This window comes from Vibrio sp. Vb1026, assembly GCF_033338745.1.
GTDB classification, from domain to species: Bacteria; Pseudomonadota; Gammaproteobacteria; order Enterobacterales; family Vibrionaceae; genus Vibrio; species Vibrio alginolyticus.
The window spans coordinates 390938-406762 of the sequence record NZ_JAWOTH010000002.1 but is presented as its reverse complement, the minus strand read 5'-3'; the positions used below and the strand labels follow the sequence as shown (position 1 = coordinate 406762).

Here is a 15825-nt window from a genome sequence, read left to right as displayed (position 1 = left end):
TCAAACTTCTCTTTTTCGTTTCTTAGGTATACATCCTTTTAAATAAAACAATCATTAGTGTTCAAACTAATGATTTGCTTGGATTATAGTTTTTCTTCTTCAATAAAATGAACACATTAGCGTGTATTTGTATGAAAAATCTGCGCAAACTAACGTTTTTATTATCCGGTTAATTAGAATTGATCTTTTTGTTCGTTTGTCATCAAAATTCCTAAATTATTAGATGTCTAATTAATGCTGATGTATTACGTATTTGTCGTGTTGATTTTTGCAAACTTAGTTTATTGGCATATGCTAAAAATGTTATTGGCATATGCCAGTTTAAGGCGTAATTTGACTCTGTGTTTTTGAGGGACAATGATGGCAAGACCAAAGATAGAAAGACGAATATGCGGACGTGCGGCTCACCAATGCTTTAAGCCCAATGGCATTCCATTTAATCAGTTGGAGCAAGTCGCCATATTACCAGAAGAGTTAGAAGCGCTACGTTTAGCCGACTTAGAGGGGCTTAGCCAGCAGCAAGCTGCGGAGCAGATGGGCGTTTCTAGACAAACTTTTGGTAACACAGTAAAAAGTGCAAGATTGAAAGTCGCAAAAAGTTTAGTTGAAGGTCATGCATTAGTTTTTCCGAATGAGGAGTCAAACTTATGATTTATGCTATTCCTAATGATGGTGAGCGGGTGGCAAACCACTTTGTAAAAGCACCATACATTGCTATTTATTCTGATACTGACGGTATGCTAAAAAACTTAGCGAACATAGCTTCTATGCCACAAGCGGGTTGTAATGCGAAGTCTCAGTTGATTCAGTCTCTACAAGGGTACAATGTGGATGCTGTTCTTGTGCGAAATATCGGTGAACGTGTATTGGCAAAGCTACTTAGCAGTGGCACGCCAGTATTTAGGTTGTCTACTCGTAGTTCCTTGGAAGATGTGCTTGCGGTTCCAAGAGAGCCTTTGATTGAGCCCTCCCAAGGACGCCCATCAAACAATCATAAGAAAAGTGTTCACAAACAAAAAGGCGGCTGCGGCTCCTGTGGTTGTGGTGGCCAAAAATCAAAACCCTCCTTGTTGGCAAGACCTAAGGCGCTACTCAAAGCAACATCTAGCCCTGCTATACTTAAGCTAGAGTCGATGGCTAATAAGGCAGGTTAATATGGTTTGGTTATTTACCTTTCTTGGTTTTCTCGCAATCATTTTGTTGATGTCACTTGGCGTCATTTTTCATAACAAGCGTATTCAAGGAAGTTGCGGCGGTTTAAACAACGTCGGTGTTGATAAAGTATGCAACTGCGAAACCTCATGCGCAGAACCTGAAAGGCGTTTATATCAAATCTCAGAGCCTAACTCATCACCTGAGCGCTAAGGCTTTTGGCCCATTGCGGCAAGGTTCGTCGAAACCAGTCCAAATATTTGCTGGTCTGCGGATTTTTTCTGGAGACCAGTATGTTGACTACCTCGACGACGATCCACGCTTTTGCTAATCCGATATCGCGCGCCAATTCTGTTGTTTCACCTTTCTCGGCGCACTTTACATACTTGCCTGCCACCTTCAAGTAATCATCAAATGTGCCCATGCCCTCGATGAGCGGCGCTAAATCTATCGCGACATGCCCTGTAGAAAAGCGTTCCCAGTCGAACAGCACCAGCTCGCCATTTTCGCGCTGTCCCCAGTTTCCAGCATTCGTGTCTCCGGAGATCAAGTTCTGCCTATCAAAAAGGTGCGCCGCTCGTTGTTGTAGTTGGTGGAAGAACTGTTCTGTCTCTGAGCCCAGTTTAAGTGTAGTGAGTGCTTGTTGAGTCGCTTGTGGTGTCCACTGGTGGCGGTGATAAACACCATCTGATGTTGGTGGAAGTCGGTGCAGTTTGACGAGTTGTTCAATGACTCGATCATCTTCAAGTAAGAATGCTTGCTCGACTGCGTGGGGAACGTATTCAATGTACAGAACGTTTTTCTGGTCGTCGAGTTGAATCAAGCGCGGTACGTGTATTCCAAGCGCGTTAAACTGCTCGGCATAGCGTTGATAAAACGCCACTTCTATTTGAGTAGGGTTACGTTTTTCTATTACTTGGACGCCATCTTTTTCGATGAGAAAAACTTTGGCACTGCCCATTTGGTTGAGTTCTTGTTGCGACACCGGACTTCCTGTCTTCATGTAGAGAGAGCTCACCTTAATCGCTGCACTCACGTTTTCCAATAGCCACGACAAAGTGCCTCAAAAATATTAAATGCAACTGTTTAAATATGATTTTGCTGTGAGTGTCTAAATTTTACACAGTCTCGCCTGTACTCCGATAAATTCGTTCTACGCTTACTATTCGTCTTAATAAAGGAGAACCAAAATGGCTGTAATGAAGCAGGATATTCCAAATCGTGTAACGGTTTACCATGACAATATCGATCAAGAACAAGAGCTGAAAAATGCGATGCTGCCAGAGAAACCGCGCTACTTTAACGGTGCTCCGACTTACAAAGCGAACAGCATCGAAGAGTTTGAAAGCAAAATCAGTCAGATAGGTTTGTCTCTCGATAAATAATTTTTCTTTTACCTAAAAGCGCCCTCAAAATGAGGGCGCTTTTTTGTTTATGTGATTGATTTGAATCGTAGGGAATTAACGTTGTTGTGCACTGCCTTGGCAGACCTGTTTTTGCACTGCTGGTGGCGCGGGCTCGTAATGGCTTAAAGTCATACTAAAACTGCCTTCACCACCCGTGATAGCTCGTAATCGACGAGCGTAATCTTGCAGCTCGTTTACTGGTGACTTGGCTCTGAGTAAGGTGAAGCTACTGTCGATTGGCTCGGTGCCTTCGATTAAGCCTCGGTTTCCAGATAAATCTCCAGAAACATCGCCAACGTTCGCGGTTGGGATGTGCAGTTCCATCTGGACAATGGGTTCTAGCACAATAGGATCTGCGTTGTTAATCGCATCTAAAAAGGCTTTCTTACCTGCGATGACAAACGCTATTTCTTTCGAATCGACGGAGTGATATTTACCGTCATAAACGGTGACTTCCACATCCTTAATTGGGTTGCCAGAAATCGCGCCTTCCTCTAACGCTTGCAAAATACCTTTTTCAACAGCAGGAATGAGCGCGGTTGGAATGGCGCCACCCACCACTTTGTTGATGAACTTAAATCCGGCACCACGTTCGAGTGGACGAACCTTCAATTGCACTTCACCAAATTGGCCTGCACCGCCACTTTGTTTTTTGTGTCGATAATGCCCTTCGGCAGGTTTGGTGATGGTTTCAAAGTATTCGACGCTTGGTTGGCAGGTTTCGACGTCCAGTTTGTACACGTTCGCCATCTTTTCTAATGCGACTTTGAGGTGAAACTCCCCTTGGCCGCTGATGATGGTTTCGTTGGTGCGAGCGCGATGTTCGATGCGCAGAGAAGGGTCTTCACTGGCAATTTTATTCAGCACATCTCCTAATTTTTGCTCATCTCCACGCTTAAGAGGCTTCAAGCACAAAGAATACATGGAGTCAGGAAGATCCAACGTTTTGAGTTGAACTCCATCTTCTTCGTGAGAGTCATGAACGATTGAATCGAATTCGAGATCATCCACTTTGGCTAAAACGCAGAAGTCGCCCGCAAGCGCGCGAGGGATCTCGGTTCTATCTTTGCCCTGCAGTTGATATAAGTGCCCAACTTTAAATGCCTTGTTGCTTTCGCCAATATAAAGCTGGCTGCCCGCATTGATTTCCCCCTGATACACACGTAAGTAGGCAAGTTTTCCCATATATGGGTCGACGCTGACTTTGTACACGTGTGCGACGGTGTGCTCTAAGGTTTCGCAATTTACTTTGATTTTTTTGCCGTTCTTTTCCAGTTGAGGAGGGTTACCCTCGTTTGGCATGGGCATGATCTCCGCCAAGGTGCGCAGCAGCAACTCGACGCCCGTGCCGGTTTGTGCTGAGACAAAACAGACCGGAATCACATGTCCAGTTCTCAGTGCTTCTTCAAACGGATCATGCAGTTGCTCTGCGGTGAGTTCGGAGCCTTGTTCCAGATACAGTTCCATCAGTTCTTCATCGACTTCGATGACTTGGTCAATTAAGGTCTCATGAGCTTCATCTACCGTTGCAAGTAAGGTTTCTCGTCCCAATTCTGGTTCGAAATAGCAGTCAACTACAGATTCCCCGTCAGCCGAAGGTAAGTTGATCGGCAAGCAGTGGTCCCCAAAATGCTCAACGATGTTCTCCATCAATCTCTCTAACTGATTACCGTGGTTATCGAGCTTATTGATGATGATCATCTGACATTTTTGCTGCTCTTTAGCAAAGGTGAATAAGCGATCGGAAGTTTGGTTAAGTGGGGTTTGAGGGTCGATGACAAGGGCAGATGTTTCAACGGCAGGAAAAACGCTGATAGTACGGCCAAGTAACTCGTTTTGTCCCGGAGTGTCGATGATATTGAGCCGGTGTTTATTCCAGCGCAGTGCGACTGGCGTTGCTTCAATACTGTGTTGATATTGGATGGATTGAGGGTCGAAGTCGGTAACGGTATCGCCTTTTTCTACGCTGCCTAAATGGTGCGTGGCATCGCAGGTGAAGAGCAGTTTTTCTATCAGCGTGGTTTTACCGGTCCCGGTTTGGCCGACAAAAGCGATATTGCGTATTTTGTTGATAGGCATAGAGCCTCCTTGCAAGATGGCGTGAAAAACCTACGAATTGCTAGGAAGTGGGTTGTTATAGAAACCCACGCACTGCATTGGAGTAGGGCGGGATTACCGCCTATTCGTTTTCCACGTCATTTTCCGGATGACTCGATGCATAAGACCACCTTCTTGGACTACTGGAATCTTAGCATGCCTCAATAACCATATAATTTATGTGACTTATTTCATGATGGGGCTGATTGTCTTTTAATCGAGATCATAAACTCAGAGGTTCTGACTTTTGGAGCAAAACCTCTGGATTGTTTAGGCTATTTGGAAAGAACGATTTCGCCGTCGCAATAAACCAAGCTTGGCGTTACATCTTGTCCGAGCAGCACCGGGCCATCAAGATCGACAACGCTTGCCTGAGTTGCAATAGGTAACGCGGCTCGCATCGCCAGCGACGTCCCCAACATACAACCGGACATGAGGCTAAAACCGAGTTTTTGGGCGTCGTCGGCTAATAATAGTGCTTCAGTGAGCCCGCCAGTTTTATCTAGCTTAATATTCACCATTTCATATTTGCCAACCAACTGATGCAATTGCTCTCTGGTGTGACAACTTTCATCGGCGCAAAGTGGAATGGGGTGCGGAATGCTGGCGAGTACGTCATCGCAGTCTTGTGGCAACGGTTGTTCGATCATGGTGATATCTAGCGGTTCGAGTTGAGCAAATACCGTCGCGAGGTCGAGGCCTTGCCATGCTTCATTCGCATCTAAAACAATTTGCGCGTGCGGCGCAGCATCGCGTACTGCTGCAACGCGATCAAGTACGTGTTCACCATCCAGTTTTACCTTTAGCAGTTTTGCGCCTTGACTAACGTAAGCTTGCGCCTGTTTGGCCATCGCTTGCGGCGTGTCGATAGAAACCGTCATCGCCGTCACAATCGCCTCTGGTAACGTAAAGAGGTCGTTAACCTGCTGCTTGTGGCTCAAAATCGCGTGAAGATGCCAAAGGGCGCAATCCAATGCATTTCTTGCCGCCCCTGCGGGCAATAACGATTGAAGCTGGCTTTTGAGAGCCATGACATCAGCTTCGCCTTTGGCGTACAAACTTTGCAGTTCATGCGCGGCGTGAGAAATCGCCTTAATTACCGATTCAACCGATTCACCATAACGAGGGTATGGCGTGCATTCTCCTTGGGCGATCATGCCTAGATGTTCAATTGTCACGCGGACTACGTGGCACTCTGTCCGACTGCCGCGAGATATGCGAAATGGTGTCGCCATGGCAATCGTGACAGGTTCTACATGAATTTTCATCTCACTAGTTTTCCCTAAACCGCAGTTATTTTCTAAACCGTAAATGTTTCCTAAATCGTAAGGATCTTATCTGCAACCGCATCAACGCCAAAACGCACAGGGTCGGTGACGGGCACCTGATATTTGTCGCTCCAATCCTGGCATAACTGGGCAGCATCTTCTTCGTTGATCGCCGAAGTATTTAAGCAAATACCCACTAATTGAGCGTTTGGATTTGTTAGGCGAGCCGCGGCCAGATTCGCTTCTATCGTTTGTTCAATGGTTGGCAAGCTCGCATGTGGTAAGTTGCGGATGTGCGGGCGACCAATCTCATGGCACAGTACCAGAGCGTCCGCTTGTGCGCCGTGAAGTAAGCCCAAACTTACGCCAGCAAACGAAGGGTTAAATAACGAACCTTGCCCTTCGATGATGTCCCAATCGTGGTCAGTGAAGTCAGGGCTGATCGCTTCTACTGCGCCGGAGATAAAATCGGCAACTACAGCATCAATCGAAATGCCACTGCCTGCGATGAGAATTCCGGTTTGACCCGTTGCTTTGAACTCTGCACGACAGCTTTTACGCTTCAATGCATGCTCAATGGCAAGGGCAGAGTACATTTTGCCAACGGAGCAATCTGTCCCTACAGTAAGTACTCGCTTGCCTGCGCGAGCTTTGCCATTGCCGACCTTGAGCGGGGCATCATAATGGCGAACATCATACAGTTTGGTTAATCCGCGTTGTTCTAGATCGGCAAGAGGAGCAAATTCCGCCAAACGTTGGTGCATGCCCGATGCAATTTCAAATCCCATTTCTGCCGCTTCAAGTAAGGTTGCTTGCCAAGCTTCGGGAATGACGCCTCCTGGATTTGCTGTGCCAAGCACCAACGTTTTTGCTCCTTGCTGCTGCGCTTGTTGTAGTGTCATGTCGGTTAAACCAAGCGATGCGGTTTCTGGTGTCAGGCGGATTTGGCCAAGACAAATCTCAGGTCGCCATTGGTAAATGCCACGCGCGGTTTTTGCTGCGAGTGGATCGGTTACATCGCCAAGAAAGAGTAGGTAAGGTTGAGCAATTTGCATGATGGTTCCCTTCGTCATCGTTATTGCTCATTAATGTAGTCAGACTAATTTAGGAAACCGAATGCTTATTTGTTAGGCAGGTATAACTTCAAGTTATACCTTTAAACCATCTGTTGTTTTAGGGCGGTGATAAATTGCTTTGTCGCAATGGATTGAGGTGTGTGCTCTGCGAATAAAATAGAGACAGAGAAGGACATGTTTGGCTCCAAAGCATGCACGGAGACGGCATCATCTTGGCGATATTGTTTTGCAGTCCATGGGTCTACAATGGCGAACCCTGCTTGGTGTTTCACCAGTTCAGCCGCTGCGGAGTAGCTGCGTACAGTGATGGCATGTTGATAATGCTCGTCACGTGCCGATAAGGTTTGATGCAGCAGTAAGCCCAGAGGGTCTCGGCTATCTAAACCGATAATGGATAAATCGTGACTGATGAGTTCTTCTAAAATGACGGTTTTTTCTGCGGGTATCGCTGCGCTTTTGGGAGCGATCAGTGCTAAGTATTCTTTCAATAACACGTGCCCCATGATCGCTGGTGGTGTTTCTTCACCAAAAGCGATAGCGACATCCAATTCATGTTTCAGCAACCCAGAGCACAGCTCATCGCGATTGGCCGTTAATAGCTCAAAGGAGATGCCGTGCTCTTTCGACAACAACGCGACAGTCGGCGCTAACAAGTGCGCGGCCAAAACAGGCGGGGCACCGACTCGTAAATGTTGAGTTCCCTGTTTGACTTTGTTGGTCAGAGAGCGAAATTGTCCGAGTTGTTGATAGACCTTTTCTGCCTCTGGCAATAAGGCTTTGGCTTCTTGAGTGGGAACGAGACGCCCCTTTACACGCTCAAATAAAGCGAAGCTCAGTTGTTGTTCTGTATGGGCGAGAACTCGAGTGACATTGGGCTGGGAAACGTGCAGTAAGCGAGCAGCACCAGACACCGTTCCAGCTTGCATAATGGCGTAAAAGACTTCCAATTGTCTTAAGTTCACTGCGATTTCCCTCTGCTCATGTTGGTCTCCTCAGAATACCCAACCTTGCTGATGAGCGATAGAGGCAAAAGTGCTGGTGTAAAAAATAGGAAGACGATGTTGGTTGCCTTCCTATCTCGCTTTTTCAATTTCTCAACTTCTCAATTTCTATGCTTCACTTTGCTGCTGCATGAAGGGGCAGGTCGTTAAACGGCTCGACGTCTCGGCTGAGTAATCCCATCAAAACCACTGCTAACACCATGACAACAGCTGCTATTGCAAAACCGTATTGTGTTAGCTCGTAATGACTCAACATCGCGATTAACACGTAACTGAGAGATTGAATGGTGGTGGCAAACATGCTGATACCGCCATCGACGCGACCTCGTTGATGAACCGCTACGGTGTGATGCATCCAGTTGACTCTCGCAATGCGATTTAGCGCGTTAAATACGCCAAACAGCGCCGTAAACAACAAGATGATTAGAGGGGTCATCGCAAAACTCATTCCGATAAACGCTAGAGATACCATGACCATCGAAGCAAACATAATGTGGCTATGGGGAGCACGGCTTAGCACTTTGGTGACAATGAAACCTGTTAGTAACGAGCCGAGACCAAAACTGATGTTGAACCCTGCAAACCAATCGCCAGAGATGCCTTGTTCAGAAAACCAAATCGGCACCAATTTGCTCAAATACGTCAATGCAGGATAAGAGAGGCAAGAGAGCAGAATAAAGCCATAAAAGCGGGGTTCGAGACGGAATATTTGTTTGCTCTCTTTGAGCTGTGCGATGAAAGCAACGGACTTTGATGCCCTCAATTGTTGGGTATACGGCGTCAGAATATAAAACATCGCCGCCAAAGCGGATGCGCTGGCCGCAAACAAAGCAAACTCTTTCATGCCCCACATTTCAAGCAAAACAATACCCAACGCGCCAGCTCCGAGGGTTGTGGATTGCATTACAATTTCTTGCTGACCCGAAATTTTTGCGTATTCGTGATGCTGATAATTTTCTTGGGTGAAGGCGTTGTTGGTCGTCCATGCAAAGTTACTCGAAACCCAGTACACCAATTGCGCAAAAGCCAGCAGCCAGTGGGACTCAAACCCTAACCAATAAGCAATGAACACCACCAAAGCCATACCCGATTGAATCCATTGATTGAGCACGAGTAGTACTTTGCGTGAATGTCGGTCAATTAAAGTGGAAAAGAAAGGCGTTGCTAGAAAAGAAATCGCGGTGCAGCTCAGAGAAACTAAAGCGACGAATGTACCCATGTTAGGTTCGGAAAGCATGACCCATGGCAGCGCCATCATGAATAAGCCAGAGGAGATACTGTCGAAGAAGCGGCCAGCTAAGTACGGCTGAGTTTTATTTTTCATTATGTTTGCCTCTAACTCCCGATGTATTTCAAAAGGTTGATGTCCAACTGTCTTGTGTTTAACAACCAAGTCGTTCGCGCTGAACACATTATCTTGAGCTCGCCGGGGTTTAGCGTTAATTAAGATGGTGCAACTTTAAAACCTCAAGTAAACTTGAGGTAAAGCGTTTTTTTAACAAAATTGATATACAGGGAGTCAAGGATGGAAATCAGCGTAGGAGAAGTGGCAAAACGTTCTGGAGTGAAAGTATCTGCCCTACATTTTTACGAGCAAAAAGGACTGATTTCGAGCTGGAGAAATCAAGGTAATCAGCGTCGCTACCATCGCAGTGTGTTGCGCCGTGTTGCGGTGATCAAAGCAGCGCAGCAAGTTGGGTTGTCGTTAGAAGAAATTAAACATGCGTTAGATGAACTGCCGAAACACCAAGCCCCTAACAAAGCGCAATGGGAAGAAATGGCAAGCCATTGGCATGAACAGTTAGAGCAAAAGATTCAAAAACTTAAAGCGTTGCAAAACGATTTAGGAGGATGCATTGGCTGCGGGTGCTTGTCGTTAGAAACCTGCGCACTGCGAAACCCAGAAGATGTATTAGGGAAAGACCACTCGGGGTCGAACTTAACGTTAGAAGAAGAGTAGCGATTATCTCTATTCTTTGTCGAAACTGTCGACTACGATCGCGCCCATCGAAGCAGGCATTGTGATGACGATAACGCGCTTTATCGCAACCAAAGGCTCATTCATGAGTGGCAGTTTATCAAGACAGAAAAGAACTAACGCTACCACAACGGCCGCAATGAGGTACGCGATAACCACACGAAAAATAAAGATGGATACGCGATTCTTGATGTGGCTTTGAAACACGCTTTGATACGCGAAAAAACTGAGGAAAATGACAGAAAGACTTAACAGCATGAGCAAGTTTGCCATTGGTAGGCTCTCACCCAATCGCCACGCTTCCTCCGAAAATGAGATCGGGACTGCTAGGGCAAAAGCGCCAACCAATACTTGGCTAGCGTCTTCTAGATTAAAGTGGCTGCTCATGCTGTTTATTCCATTATTCGCTTGCTAGATGTAAGAGCTTTTCAAAACGCTCATTACCGTGCAGCAATTCGAGGTCTCGTTCTTCGGCAAGTAAATCACGAATGGATGGGCTGTATTCAATTGCGCGTTCCAAGTCTTCAATAGCTTGCTCTTCGATACCAAGGCGAGAGTATGCACACGCGCGTTGATACAGTGCAGGGCCGTTGGTGTAATCGACTTCAAGTACGCGGTTACAAATGCTAAGTGCCCAATGGTATTCGTTGATTTCCATCGCTGCGTCGGCTTTGTAAGTCAACGCTTCTAAATCACCTGGACGAATTAATAAGATTTCATCATAGATTTCAATACGTTGTTCTGGAGTTTGAGAGCTTTGTGCACGTAGCCATAAGTTATGGATCTCGTTGATTTTCTCAATCTCTTTGTTGTTTTCGCTGATAATGCGAGTTTTGCGTTTTAAATCTCGCTCAAGGGCGACAAACTTTTTCTCGTATTCTTGGGCGATCTTCTCCAATCGTTTATCAGCCATCTCTTTGGTGTTGTGTTTAAACTCGCGCAGAGATTGCCATCCGACAAAGGCAATCAGCGATGCGACACCAGCAATGATGTAGAAGAAGTATGTAACGGTCACGTTGGCATAGTTCAACGATTTATCTGCGACCGTTAGCTCGCGATCGGTGATCTCTGTAATCATTCGCTTTTCTAGGCTTTGATAGTCCTGACGCAGCGCTTTTAGTTCATCTAAAATATAGCGTTCCATTAATGGTCTATCTAACAGATCCGATTCTGAATACTTTTCCTCCGATGCCATTGTTGGCAAGGCAAGTATCAGCGAGAAAAAAATACCAATAAATAAGCGCATATAACGTCCTTTCACGAGAAGAGTACAGATAGACCATGCAACAATAGCAAATAGCACAAACGTTTAGCAAAGTTATTACAAAAGAAATAACAGTCGTCTTCGTAGAAGTCATATTCTTGTTGTTTTTCAGTTTGTTCCTGGTGGTTATTTGTGGTGATATCTTTTATCCTCCTTACGAATTTATGATTAATGGAGTGAGCATGGACGCGCGAGCTAAGGATTACTTAGAACAATTCCTAGAATTATTATCACCAGAACAAAGGGAAGCTGTACCATCAGTCAGTGCTGACTATTATTGTGCCGACGAATACAACGCGAATGTATGCGCAGATTTGGTTCGTATTGGACAGAAAACTGCATCGTGCAGTTTGGAGCTTTGGTATCGAGAACATGGTGAAACCATGCCCCAAGTCGGTCATTTACAAGTAGTGACGAATTGGGATGGGGACCCGGTTTGCGTGATACGAATTACTGACGTAAGTACATGCAAATATGAGGATGTAACCGCAGAGTTTGCCTTCGCAGAAGGCGAAGGTGATAGAACCTTAAACTGGTGGCGTGATGCTCATACTGCATTTTTTAAAGCTGAATGCGATGAGTTGAACATCGATTGGCATGAGAAACGTACGCTGGTTTTAGAGCGTTTTGAAGTGGTGTATCCCGTCAATTAATCTCTGATAGCAGCACTGATTTGAAGTGCTGCTTTCTTTATCGAGAGACCATTTTTAGCGCTTTCGAGCGGTCACACTAAACATGTGCCAATGTTTTTGGCTTCCGACTACAGTGGTCCCGTCTTCATCTCTTTCATGCAATGAAATGAGGTCGTAACCTTCGAATAAGCTTTCCACTTCCTTTTTCGTTAATGTGGTAATGTTTGGATGCATTTCGGAGGTCACCCAGGAGTCTTTCACTCCCAAGAAATCGCCGCAGAAGATACCGCTCGGTTGTAATGCGCTGTCTATTTTTGTCCAGACTTGTTTGAAGCCTTTGTCAGGGCAAAAGAACAAACTGGCATTTACGATAACCAAGCTGCACTGAGGATAATTAAACTCAGTAAAACAGCACTGCGAAACCGAAAATCGTTTGTTACCTTCAAAGCGTGTTAAACAAGTTTTTACTGCATCTTCATTGCTATCACATGCGTGAACCTTAAATCCCTTTTCGAGGAGAAAGTGGCTGTCTCGACCTATTCCGCAGCCAATATCAAGAGCGACTTTGCCTTCTATCTTAAGTTGGTTTACGGCATTTTCCACGTTTGGGCGGTGAGGTTGGCTTAAAATTTTCTGATAGTATTCATTCCATTGCGCTGGCATTGAACTTCCTTATGTTGGTTGTGTCCCCTGCCCAAAACTAGCGTCCATTTTGTTTTGCTTGACTGGGGAGGTTTGCAGTATTGGCAGCTGTTATAGCTGATCTTCAATCGGTAATATTCCGGAGAACCAAGCGCCCATTTTTCGCCATACTCCTGCTTCTGGTTCGGAGTCGTATTCTTCGCCTGTTTTTACGTCGGTCCAGACAATGTCCCCGTCGCGCAGAGTTAAGGCATAGGCGTTACTCGACAGTTGACTCGGCAGTTGTTCTAGAAACATTTGCACATATTCTGGCTGTTCGATAACAACGGCCATTTCGGTATTCAAAGCGGCCGAACGTGGGTCCCAGTTCATCGAACCAACGAAAAGTGTTTTGTTATCAATCGTCATTGCTTTAGCGTGTAAACTTGCTCTGCTACTCCCCGTGAGGCTCCACTTACTTTTGAGTTTCGCGCTCGCTTTTACTTCCCAAAGCTTTATTCCAGCTTCGAGTAGATCTTTTCGATATTTTGCGTACCAACCATGCACGGCAAACACATCGTTAGACGCGAGGCTATTGGTCACAATCGTGATATCAACGCCTCGCTTGGCCGCGTTACTTAATGCTTGAGTACCTACTTTAGTTGGAACGAAATAAGGAGAAATGAGCACAAATGAATCCTCAACACTTTTAACCAGTTCCGACAAATTATCAATAAGTTGGCTCTCTCGGGTTGCGACTTTATCGGGCAGATCAAACCATACTTTCGCTTCTCCCCAGTAGAGCTTGAGTTTGCCTTGTTTTAGATCTTGGTACATATCCAGTTGTGTGAAGTCATAGCGGCCGGTTGAAAACTTTTCCTCTAACCGGAGTTTATTGACCTGCTTTTGAATCGCTTGGTCGGTAATTTGCTGTGAATTCGGTGTAATCCATTCCATTGGTATCGCATAGGCGCTATTCCAGTAGAGGTCGAACTGATCGGCAGTTTGTTGTACCGCCTCACCATAGAGCAGAAGATCAAAATCACCAAACTCAACTTGCGATTCAAAAGAGAAGTATTCATTGCCGATATTTCTACCTCCGACAATGGCGGAAACACTGTCTGCAATCAGAGACTTATTGTGCATACGACGATTAAGACGTTCAAAATCGCTAGCAAGAGCGAACCAACGGGAGTCGCGATACTGATGCGGGTTAAATAAGCGGATTTCTATATTAGGATGTGCATTGAGGGCAGCCATCACATCGTCGTTTCGCTTTTGCATATCGTCAAGCAACAGCCTTACTCGAACACCACGCTTTGCCGCTTCATACAAGCGCCACGTTATTAGCTGACTCGTTTCGTCACCACGGTAAATATAGTATTGAAGATCAAGGCTTTTCTGGGCGGACTCGATCAAAGAGGTTCGAGCAAGAAGGGCATCGTGTCCCTGATTTAACGGTGCAAAGCCAGTTATGGACTTAGGGTCTCTCCCGTAAGCTTCAAAGTACTGCGCAAGAACAGAATCCTTTTGATAACCGAGCTGAAAGCTGGTGGACTTTTCACTGGCGTCATTCAACGATACGGATGAGCATGCCGATAAAATAGTGAGCAGCGAGGGGAAGAGCAACTTGGCGAGTGTTTGTAACAAAGCACATTTCCTTGTCTTACAGAGTGTTACCTACTCCAAATTATAGACTTAAGCTGACGCCACATGCACCCAGAACCGTTTGATAACGAGCGATTAATCAATGAATTGCCATAGAGCCTGCACTAAGTTCAACTTTTAGAGCGCAGATAATCATTTATTTTAATTATCATTATGGCCGTATTGGTCATAATCACTAATATCTGGTGATTATGACCAATAGCACACTGGATAAAATAATGCTTTTTATATAACCATATGATTTTTAATAAATAAATGCTTGGCATGTCATTTGCTGTTTAGAACAAAAGTTAAGTCAGAGCAACTTGCGCAGTTGGTTAATTTTTTGTTAATTTTATTAACTTTGAATTGGCAATAACTATCTAGTTCGCTGCTTAAAAGACTAGGCAAGCGCCGCTTTGATGTTTATTCAAATTCAATTCTCTCATCACCATGCTTACCGGGAGCAATGGACTGAATAAAAGTGTGGTGTTGAAAACAACAATAAAAAAGGATTTTCGATGTTAGCAAAACCCATATTACGTTGGCTTTTACCCTTCGTCGTCGTTGGAGGCTCTTATGCAGGATATGCTGCAATTGCCGCAACTGCGCCGGAAAAAGAGTCAACCAAAGATGCAATTACAGAACCTACTGTTCAGGCTTCTTCTCTTTTTCCTACTGATCACAAAGTGGTGATTACCAGTCACGGTGAATTAGTCCCTTTTGAAAAAACACACCTTTCCGCGCAAGTCAGTGGTGAAGTGATAAGTTGGCACCCGAATTTTGTAACGGGTGGCATCGTGAAACGAGGAGAGGTTCTTTTCACAATTGAAAGCGACAACTATGAAGCGTCGGTTTTACAAGCTGAAGCCGATTTAGCTAGTGCACGCGCAAACTTGATTGAGGAACAAGCGAAAGCCGAAGTGGCAAAACGTCAGGCAAAGAGACTGAGCGATAAGCAAGTGACGGATCTGTATTTACGCAAGCCTCACGTTTTGAGCGCACAAGCGCAAGTAAAGTCGGCTCAAGCGGCACTCAAACGAGCAAAAAGAGAGTTAGAAAATTGCAAAGTCGTTGCACCTTACGATGCGCTGGTTGTTGAGCGTGATATTGGTGTTGGTCAATTTGTTACATCTGGTTCTCGAGTTGCCACGTTAAACAACATCGAAGTGGCAGAGGTGCACGTACCCATTGCCGGTTTTGATAGTGCATTTTTACCCGAATCCATTGGTGAACTCACTGCGACAGTGACGCAGCAAGGTGTGTTTTCTACCACTAGAGAAGGTCGAGTAGTTCGTGATTTAGGCATGATTGATAGCGCTACCCGAATGATTAACATGGTCATTCAAATCGCGGACCCATACGGTGTCGATAACCAGCAGCCTCCAATTAAATTCGGCTCCTACGTTGAAGTGAGTTTCACTGGTAAGGAACTTAAGCACATCTATCGCTTACCACAGGAATTAGTTAAAAACCGTACCGTGTGGGTGGTTAATGGCGATAATCAACTTCAACCCAGAACTGTCACGGTTTTGAGAGCAGAAGGTGAGTTTTTGCTGGTGGGCGAAGGCTTAGAGCAAAGTGATAAGTTGGTACTGACCTTACCAGAGTACCCTCAAAAAGGCATGGCGGTACAAATCGCAAAAAAGAGTGACGACTCCGAAACCGTCGTACAGTAAGTAG

At 45.4% G+C, this 15825-nt stretch carries 17 protein-coding genes; 7 read left to right on the top strand and 10 right to left on the bottom strand.

Annotated features, from left to right (window positions below):
- Positions 1-360: 360 nt before the first annotated feature.
- From R7E47_RS05705 to nqrM, 3 genes are read left to right on the top strand one after another with little or no spacing between them, the layout of a single operon-like run.
- Positions 361-651: a DUF134 domain-containing protein gene (locus R7E47_RS05705; RefSeq protein ID WP_149192161.1), complete on the top strand. Its 291-nt coding sequence runs from the start codon at positions 361-363 to the stop codon at positions 649-651.
- On the top strand, positions 648-1154 hold the full coding sequence (locus tag R7E47_RS05700) for a NifB/NifX family molybdenum-iron cluster-binding protein (RefSeq protein WP_005387209.1): 507 nt from the start codon (positions 648-650) through the stop codon (positions 1152-1154). Before R7E47_RS05705 ends, R7E47_RS05700 begins: the two co-directional genes overlap by 4 nt.
- Before the next feature lies 1 nt (position 1155).
- The gene (gene nqrM, locus R7E47_RS05695; RefSeq protein WP_017635136.1) at positions 1156-1365 is read left to right on the top strand and encodes a (Na+)-NQR maturation NqrM; all 210 of its coding nucleotides are present in this window, start codon (positions 1156-1158) and stop codon (positions 1363-1365) included.
- On the opposite strand, the gene R7E47_RS05690 is transcribed toward nqrM, so the two are convergent.
- Positions 1343-2155, bottom strand: a complete 813-nt coding sequence (locus R7E47_RS05690; RefSeq protein WP_318083963.1) for an aminoglycoside phosphotransferase family protein — start codon at positions 2153-2155, stop codon at positions 1343-1345. The two genes, nqrM and R7E47_RS05690, sit on opposite strands and share 23 nt — an antisense overlap.
- Positions 2156-2342: 187 nt before the next feature.
- Here R7E47_RS05690 and R7E47_RS05685 point away from each other — a divergent pair, with 187 nt between their 5' ends.
- Positions 2343-2537: a hypothetical protein gene (locus R7E47_RS05685; RefSeq protein WP_005373920.1), complete on the top strand. Its 195-nt coding sequence runs from the start codon at positions 2343-2345 to the stop codon at positions 2535-2537.
- 75 nt (positions 2538-2612) lie between these two features.
- Here the strand turns inward: R7E47_RS05685 and fusA are convergent, their stop codons facing one another.
- From fusA to R7E47_RS05660, 5 genes are all read right to left on the bottom strand, one after another.
- On the bottom strand, positions 2613-4637 hold the full coding sequence (gene fusA, locus R7E47_RS05680; RefSeq protein WP_318083962.1) for an elongation factor G: 2025 nt from the start codon (positions 4635-4637) through the stop codon (positions 2613-2615).
- Between the two features lie 293 nt (positions 4638-4930).
- Positions 4931-5923: an N-acetyl-D-Glu racemase DgcA gene (dgcA, locus tag R7E47_RS05675; RefSeq protein ID WP_318083961.1), complete on the bottom strand. Its 993-nt coding sequence runs from the start codon at positions 5921-5923 to the stop codon at positions 4931-4933.
- Between the two features lie 50 nt (positions 5924-5973).
- On the bottom strand, positions 5974-6978 hold the full coding sequence (gene dgcN, locus R7E47_RS05670) for an N-acetyltransferase DgcN (protein ID WP_318083987.1): 1005 nt from the start codon (positions 6976-6978) through the stop codon (positions 5974-5976).
- Positions 6979-7079: 101 nt separating this feature from the next.
- A complete protein-coding gene (locus tag R7E47_RS05665; RefSeq protein ID WP_318083960.1) occupies positions 7080-7961 on the bottom strand; it encodes a LysR family transcriptional regulator in 882 nt (293 codons plus the stop codon).
- Between the two features lie 154 nt (positions 7962-8115).
- Positions 8116-9324 carry an MFS transporter gene (locus R7E47_RS05660; protein ID WP_318083959.1) on the bottom strand — a complete coding sequence of 403 codons (1209 nt, stop codon included), beginning with the start codon at positions 9322-9324 and terminating at the stop codon, positions 8116-8118.
- Positions 9325-9525: 201 nt separating this feature from the next.
- Between R7E47_RS05660 and soxR the strand changes: the two genes are divergently transcribed.
- Positions 9526-9960, top strand: coding sequence for a redox-sensitive transcriptional activator SoxR (soxR, locus tag R7E47_RS05655; protein WP_005373898.1), 435 nt, complete (start codon positions 9526-9528; stop codon positions 9958-9960).
- Between the two features lie 9 nt (positions 9961-9969).
- Here soxR and R7E47_RS05650 read toward each other — a convergent pair whose 3' ends face one another.
- Both R7E47_RS05650 and R7E47_RS05645 read right to left on the bottom strand, forming a co-directional pair.
- Entirely contained in the window at positions 9970-10365 is a 396-nt protein-coding gene (locus R7E47_RS05650; protein WP_005373896.1) for a DUF2391 family protein, read from the bottom strand.
- 13 nt (positions 10366-10378) lie between these two features.
- Positions 10379-11224, bottom strand: coding sequence for a tetratricopeptide repeat protein (locus tag R7E47_RS05645; protein ID WP_005373890.1), 846 nt, complete (start codon positions 11222-11224; stop codon positions 10379-10381).
- A gap of 200 nt (positions 11225-11424) precedes the next feature.
- On the opposite strand from R7E47_RS05645, the gene R7E47_RS05640 reads away from it, so the two are divergent.
- Positions 11425-11895, top strand: coding sequence for an ASCH domain-containing protein (locus R7E47_RS05640; RefSeq protein WP_005373887.1), 471 nt, complete (start codon positions 11425-11427; stop codon positions 11893-11895).
- Between the two features lie 54 nt (positions 11896-11949).
- Here the strand turns inward: R7E47_RS05640 and R7E47_RS05635 are convergent, their stop codons facing one another.
- Both R7E47_RS05635 and R7E47_RS05630 read right to left on the bottom strand, forming a co-directional pair.
- On the bottom strand, positions 11950-12537 hold the full coding sequence (locus R7E47_RS05635; protein WP_318083958.1) for a class I SAM-dependent methyltransferase: 588 nt from the start codon (positions 12535-12537) through the stop codon (positions 11950-11952).
- Positions 12538-12627: 90 nt separating this feature from the next.
- Positions 12628-14145, bottom strand: coding sequence for a phospholipase D family protein (locus R7E47_RS05630; RefSeq protein WP_054729935.1), 1518 nt, complete (start codon positions 14143-14145; stop codon positions 12628-12630).
- A gap of 518 nt (positions 14146-14663) precedes the next feature.
- Between R7E47_RS05630 and R7E47_RS05625 the strand changes: the two genes are divergently transcribed.
- The gene (locus R7E47_RS05625) at positions 14664-15821 is read left to right on the top strand and encodes an efflux RND transporter periplasmic adaptor subunit (RefSeq protein WP_025767993.1); all 1158 of its coding nucleotides are present in this window, start codon (positions 14664-14666) and stop codon (positions 15819-15821) included.
- The last annotated feature ends 4 nt before the right edge of the window (positions 15822-15825 follow it).

What these genes read in the sequence shown, in the direction of transcription:
- R7E47_RS05685 (WP_005373920.1), top strand. Translation starts at nt 2,343, where the DNA reads ATGGCTGTAATGAAGCAGGATATTCCAAATCGTGTAACGGTTTACCAT.
- R7E47_RS05640 (WP_005373887.1), top strand. Translation starts at nt 11,425, where the DNA reads ATGGACGCGCGAGCTAAGGATTACTTAGAACAATTCCTAGAATTATTA.
- R7E47_RS05690 (WP_318083963.1), bottom strand. Translation starts at nt 2,155, where the DNA reads ATGAAGACAGGAAGTCCGGTGTCGCAACAAGAACTCAACCAAATGGGC.
- dgcA (WP_318083961.1), bottom strand. Translation starts at nt 5,923, where the DNA reads ATGAAAATTCATGTAGAACCTGTCACGATTGCCATGGCGACACCATTT.
- R7E47_RS05635 (WP_318083958.1), bottom strand. Translation starts at nt 12,537, where the DNA reads ATGCCAGCGCAATGGAATGAATACTATCAGAAAATTTTAAGCCAACCT.
- R7E47_RS05700 (WP_005387209.1), top strand. Translation starts at nt 648, where the DNA reads ATGATTTATGCTATTCCTAATGATGGTGAGCGGGTGGCAAACCACTTT.
- R7E47_RS05645 (WP_005373890.1), bottom strand. Translation starts at nt 11,224, where the DNA reads ATGCGCTTATTTATTGGTATTTTTTTCTCGCTGATACTTGCCTTGCCA.
- fusA (WP_318083962.1), bottom strand. Translation starts at nt 4,637, where the DNA reads ATGCCTATCAACAAAATACGCAATATCGCTTTTGTCGGCCAAACCGGG.
- dgcN (WP_318083987.1), bottom strand. Translation starts at nt 6,978, where the DNA reads ATGCAAATTGCTCAACCTTACCTACTCTTTCTTGGCGATGTAACCGAT.
- nqrM (WP_017635136.1), top strand. Translation starts at nt 1,156, where the DNA reads ATGGTTTGGTTATTTACCTTTCTTGGTTTTCTCGCAATCATTTTGTTG.
- R7E47_RS05705 (WP_149192161.1), top strand. Translation starts at nt 361, where the DNA reads ATGGCAAGACCAAAGATAGAAAGACGAATATGCGGACGTGCGGCTCAC.
- soxR (WP_005373898.1), top strand. Translation starts at nt 9,526, where the DNA reads ATGGAAATCAGCGTAGGAGAAGTGGCAAAACGTTCTGGAGTGAAAGTA.
- R7E47_RS05660 (WP_318083959.1), bottom strand. Translation starts at nt 9,324, where the DNA reads ATGAAAAATAAAACTCAGCCGTACTTAGCTGGCCGCTTCTTCGACAGT.
- R7E47_RS05650 (WP_005373896.1), bottom strand. Translation starts at nt 10,365, where the DNA reads ATGAGCAGCCACTTTAATCTAGAAGACGCTAGCCAAGTATTGGTTGGC.
- R7E47_RS05625 (WP_025767993.1), top strand. Translation starts at nt 14,664, where the DNA reads ATGTTAGCAAAACCCATATTACGTTGGCTTTTACCCTTCGTCGTCGTT.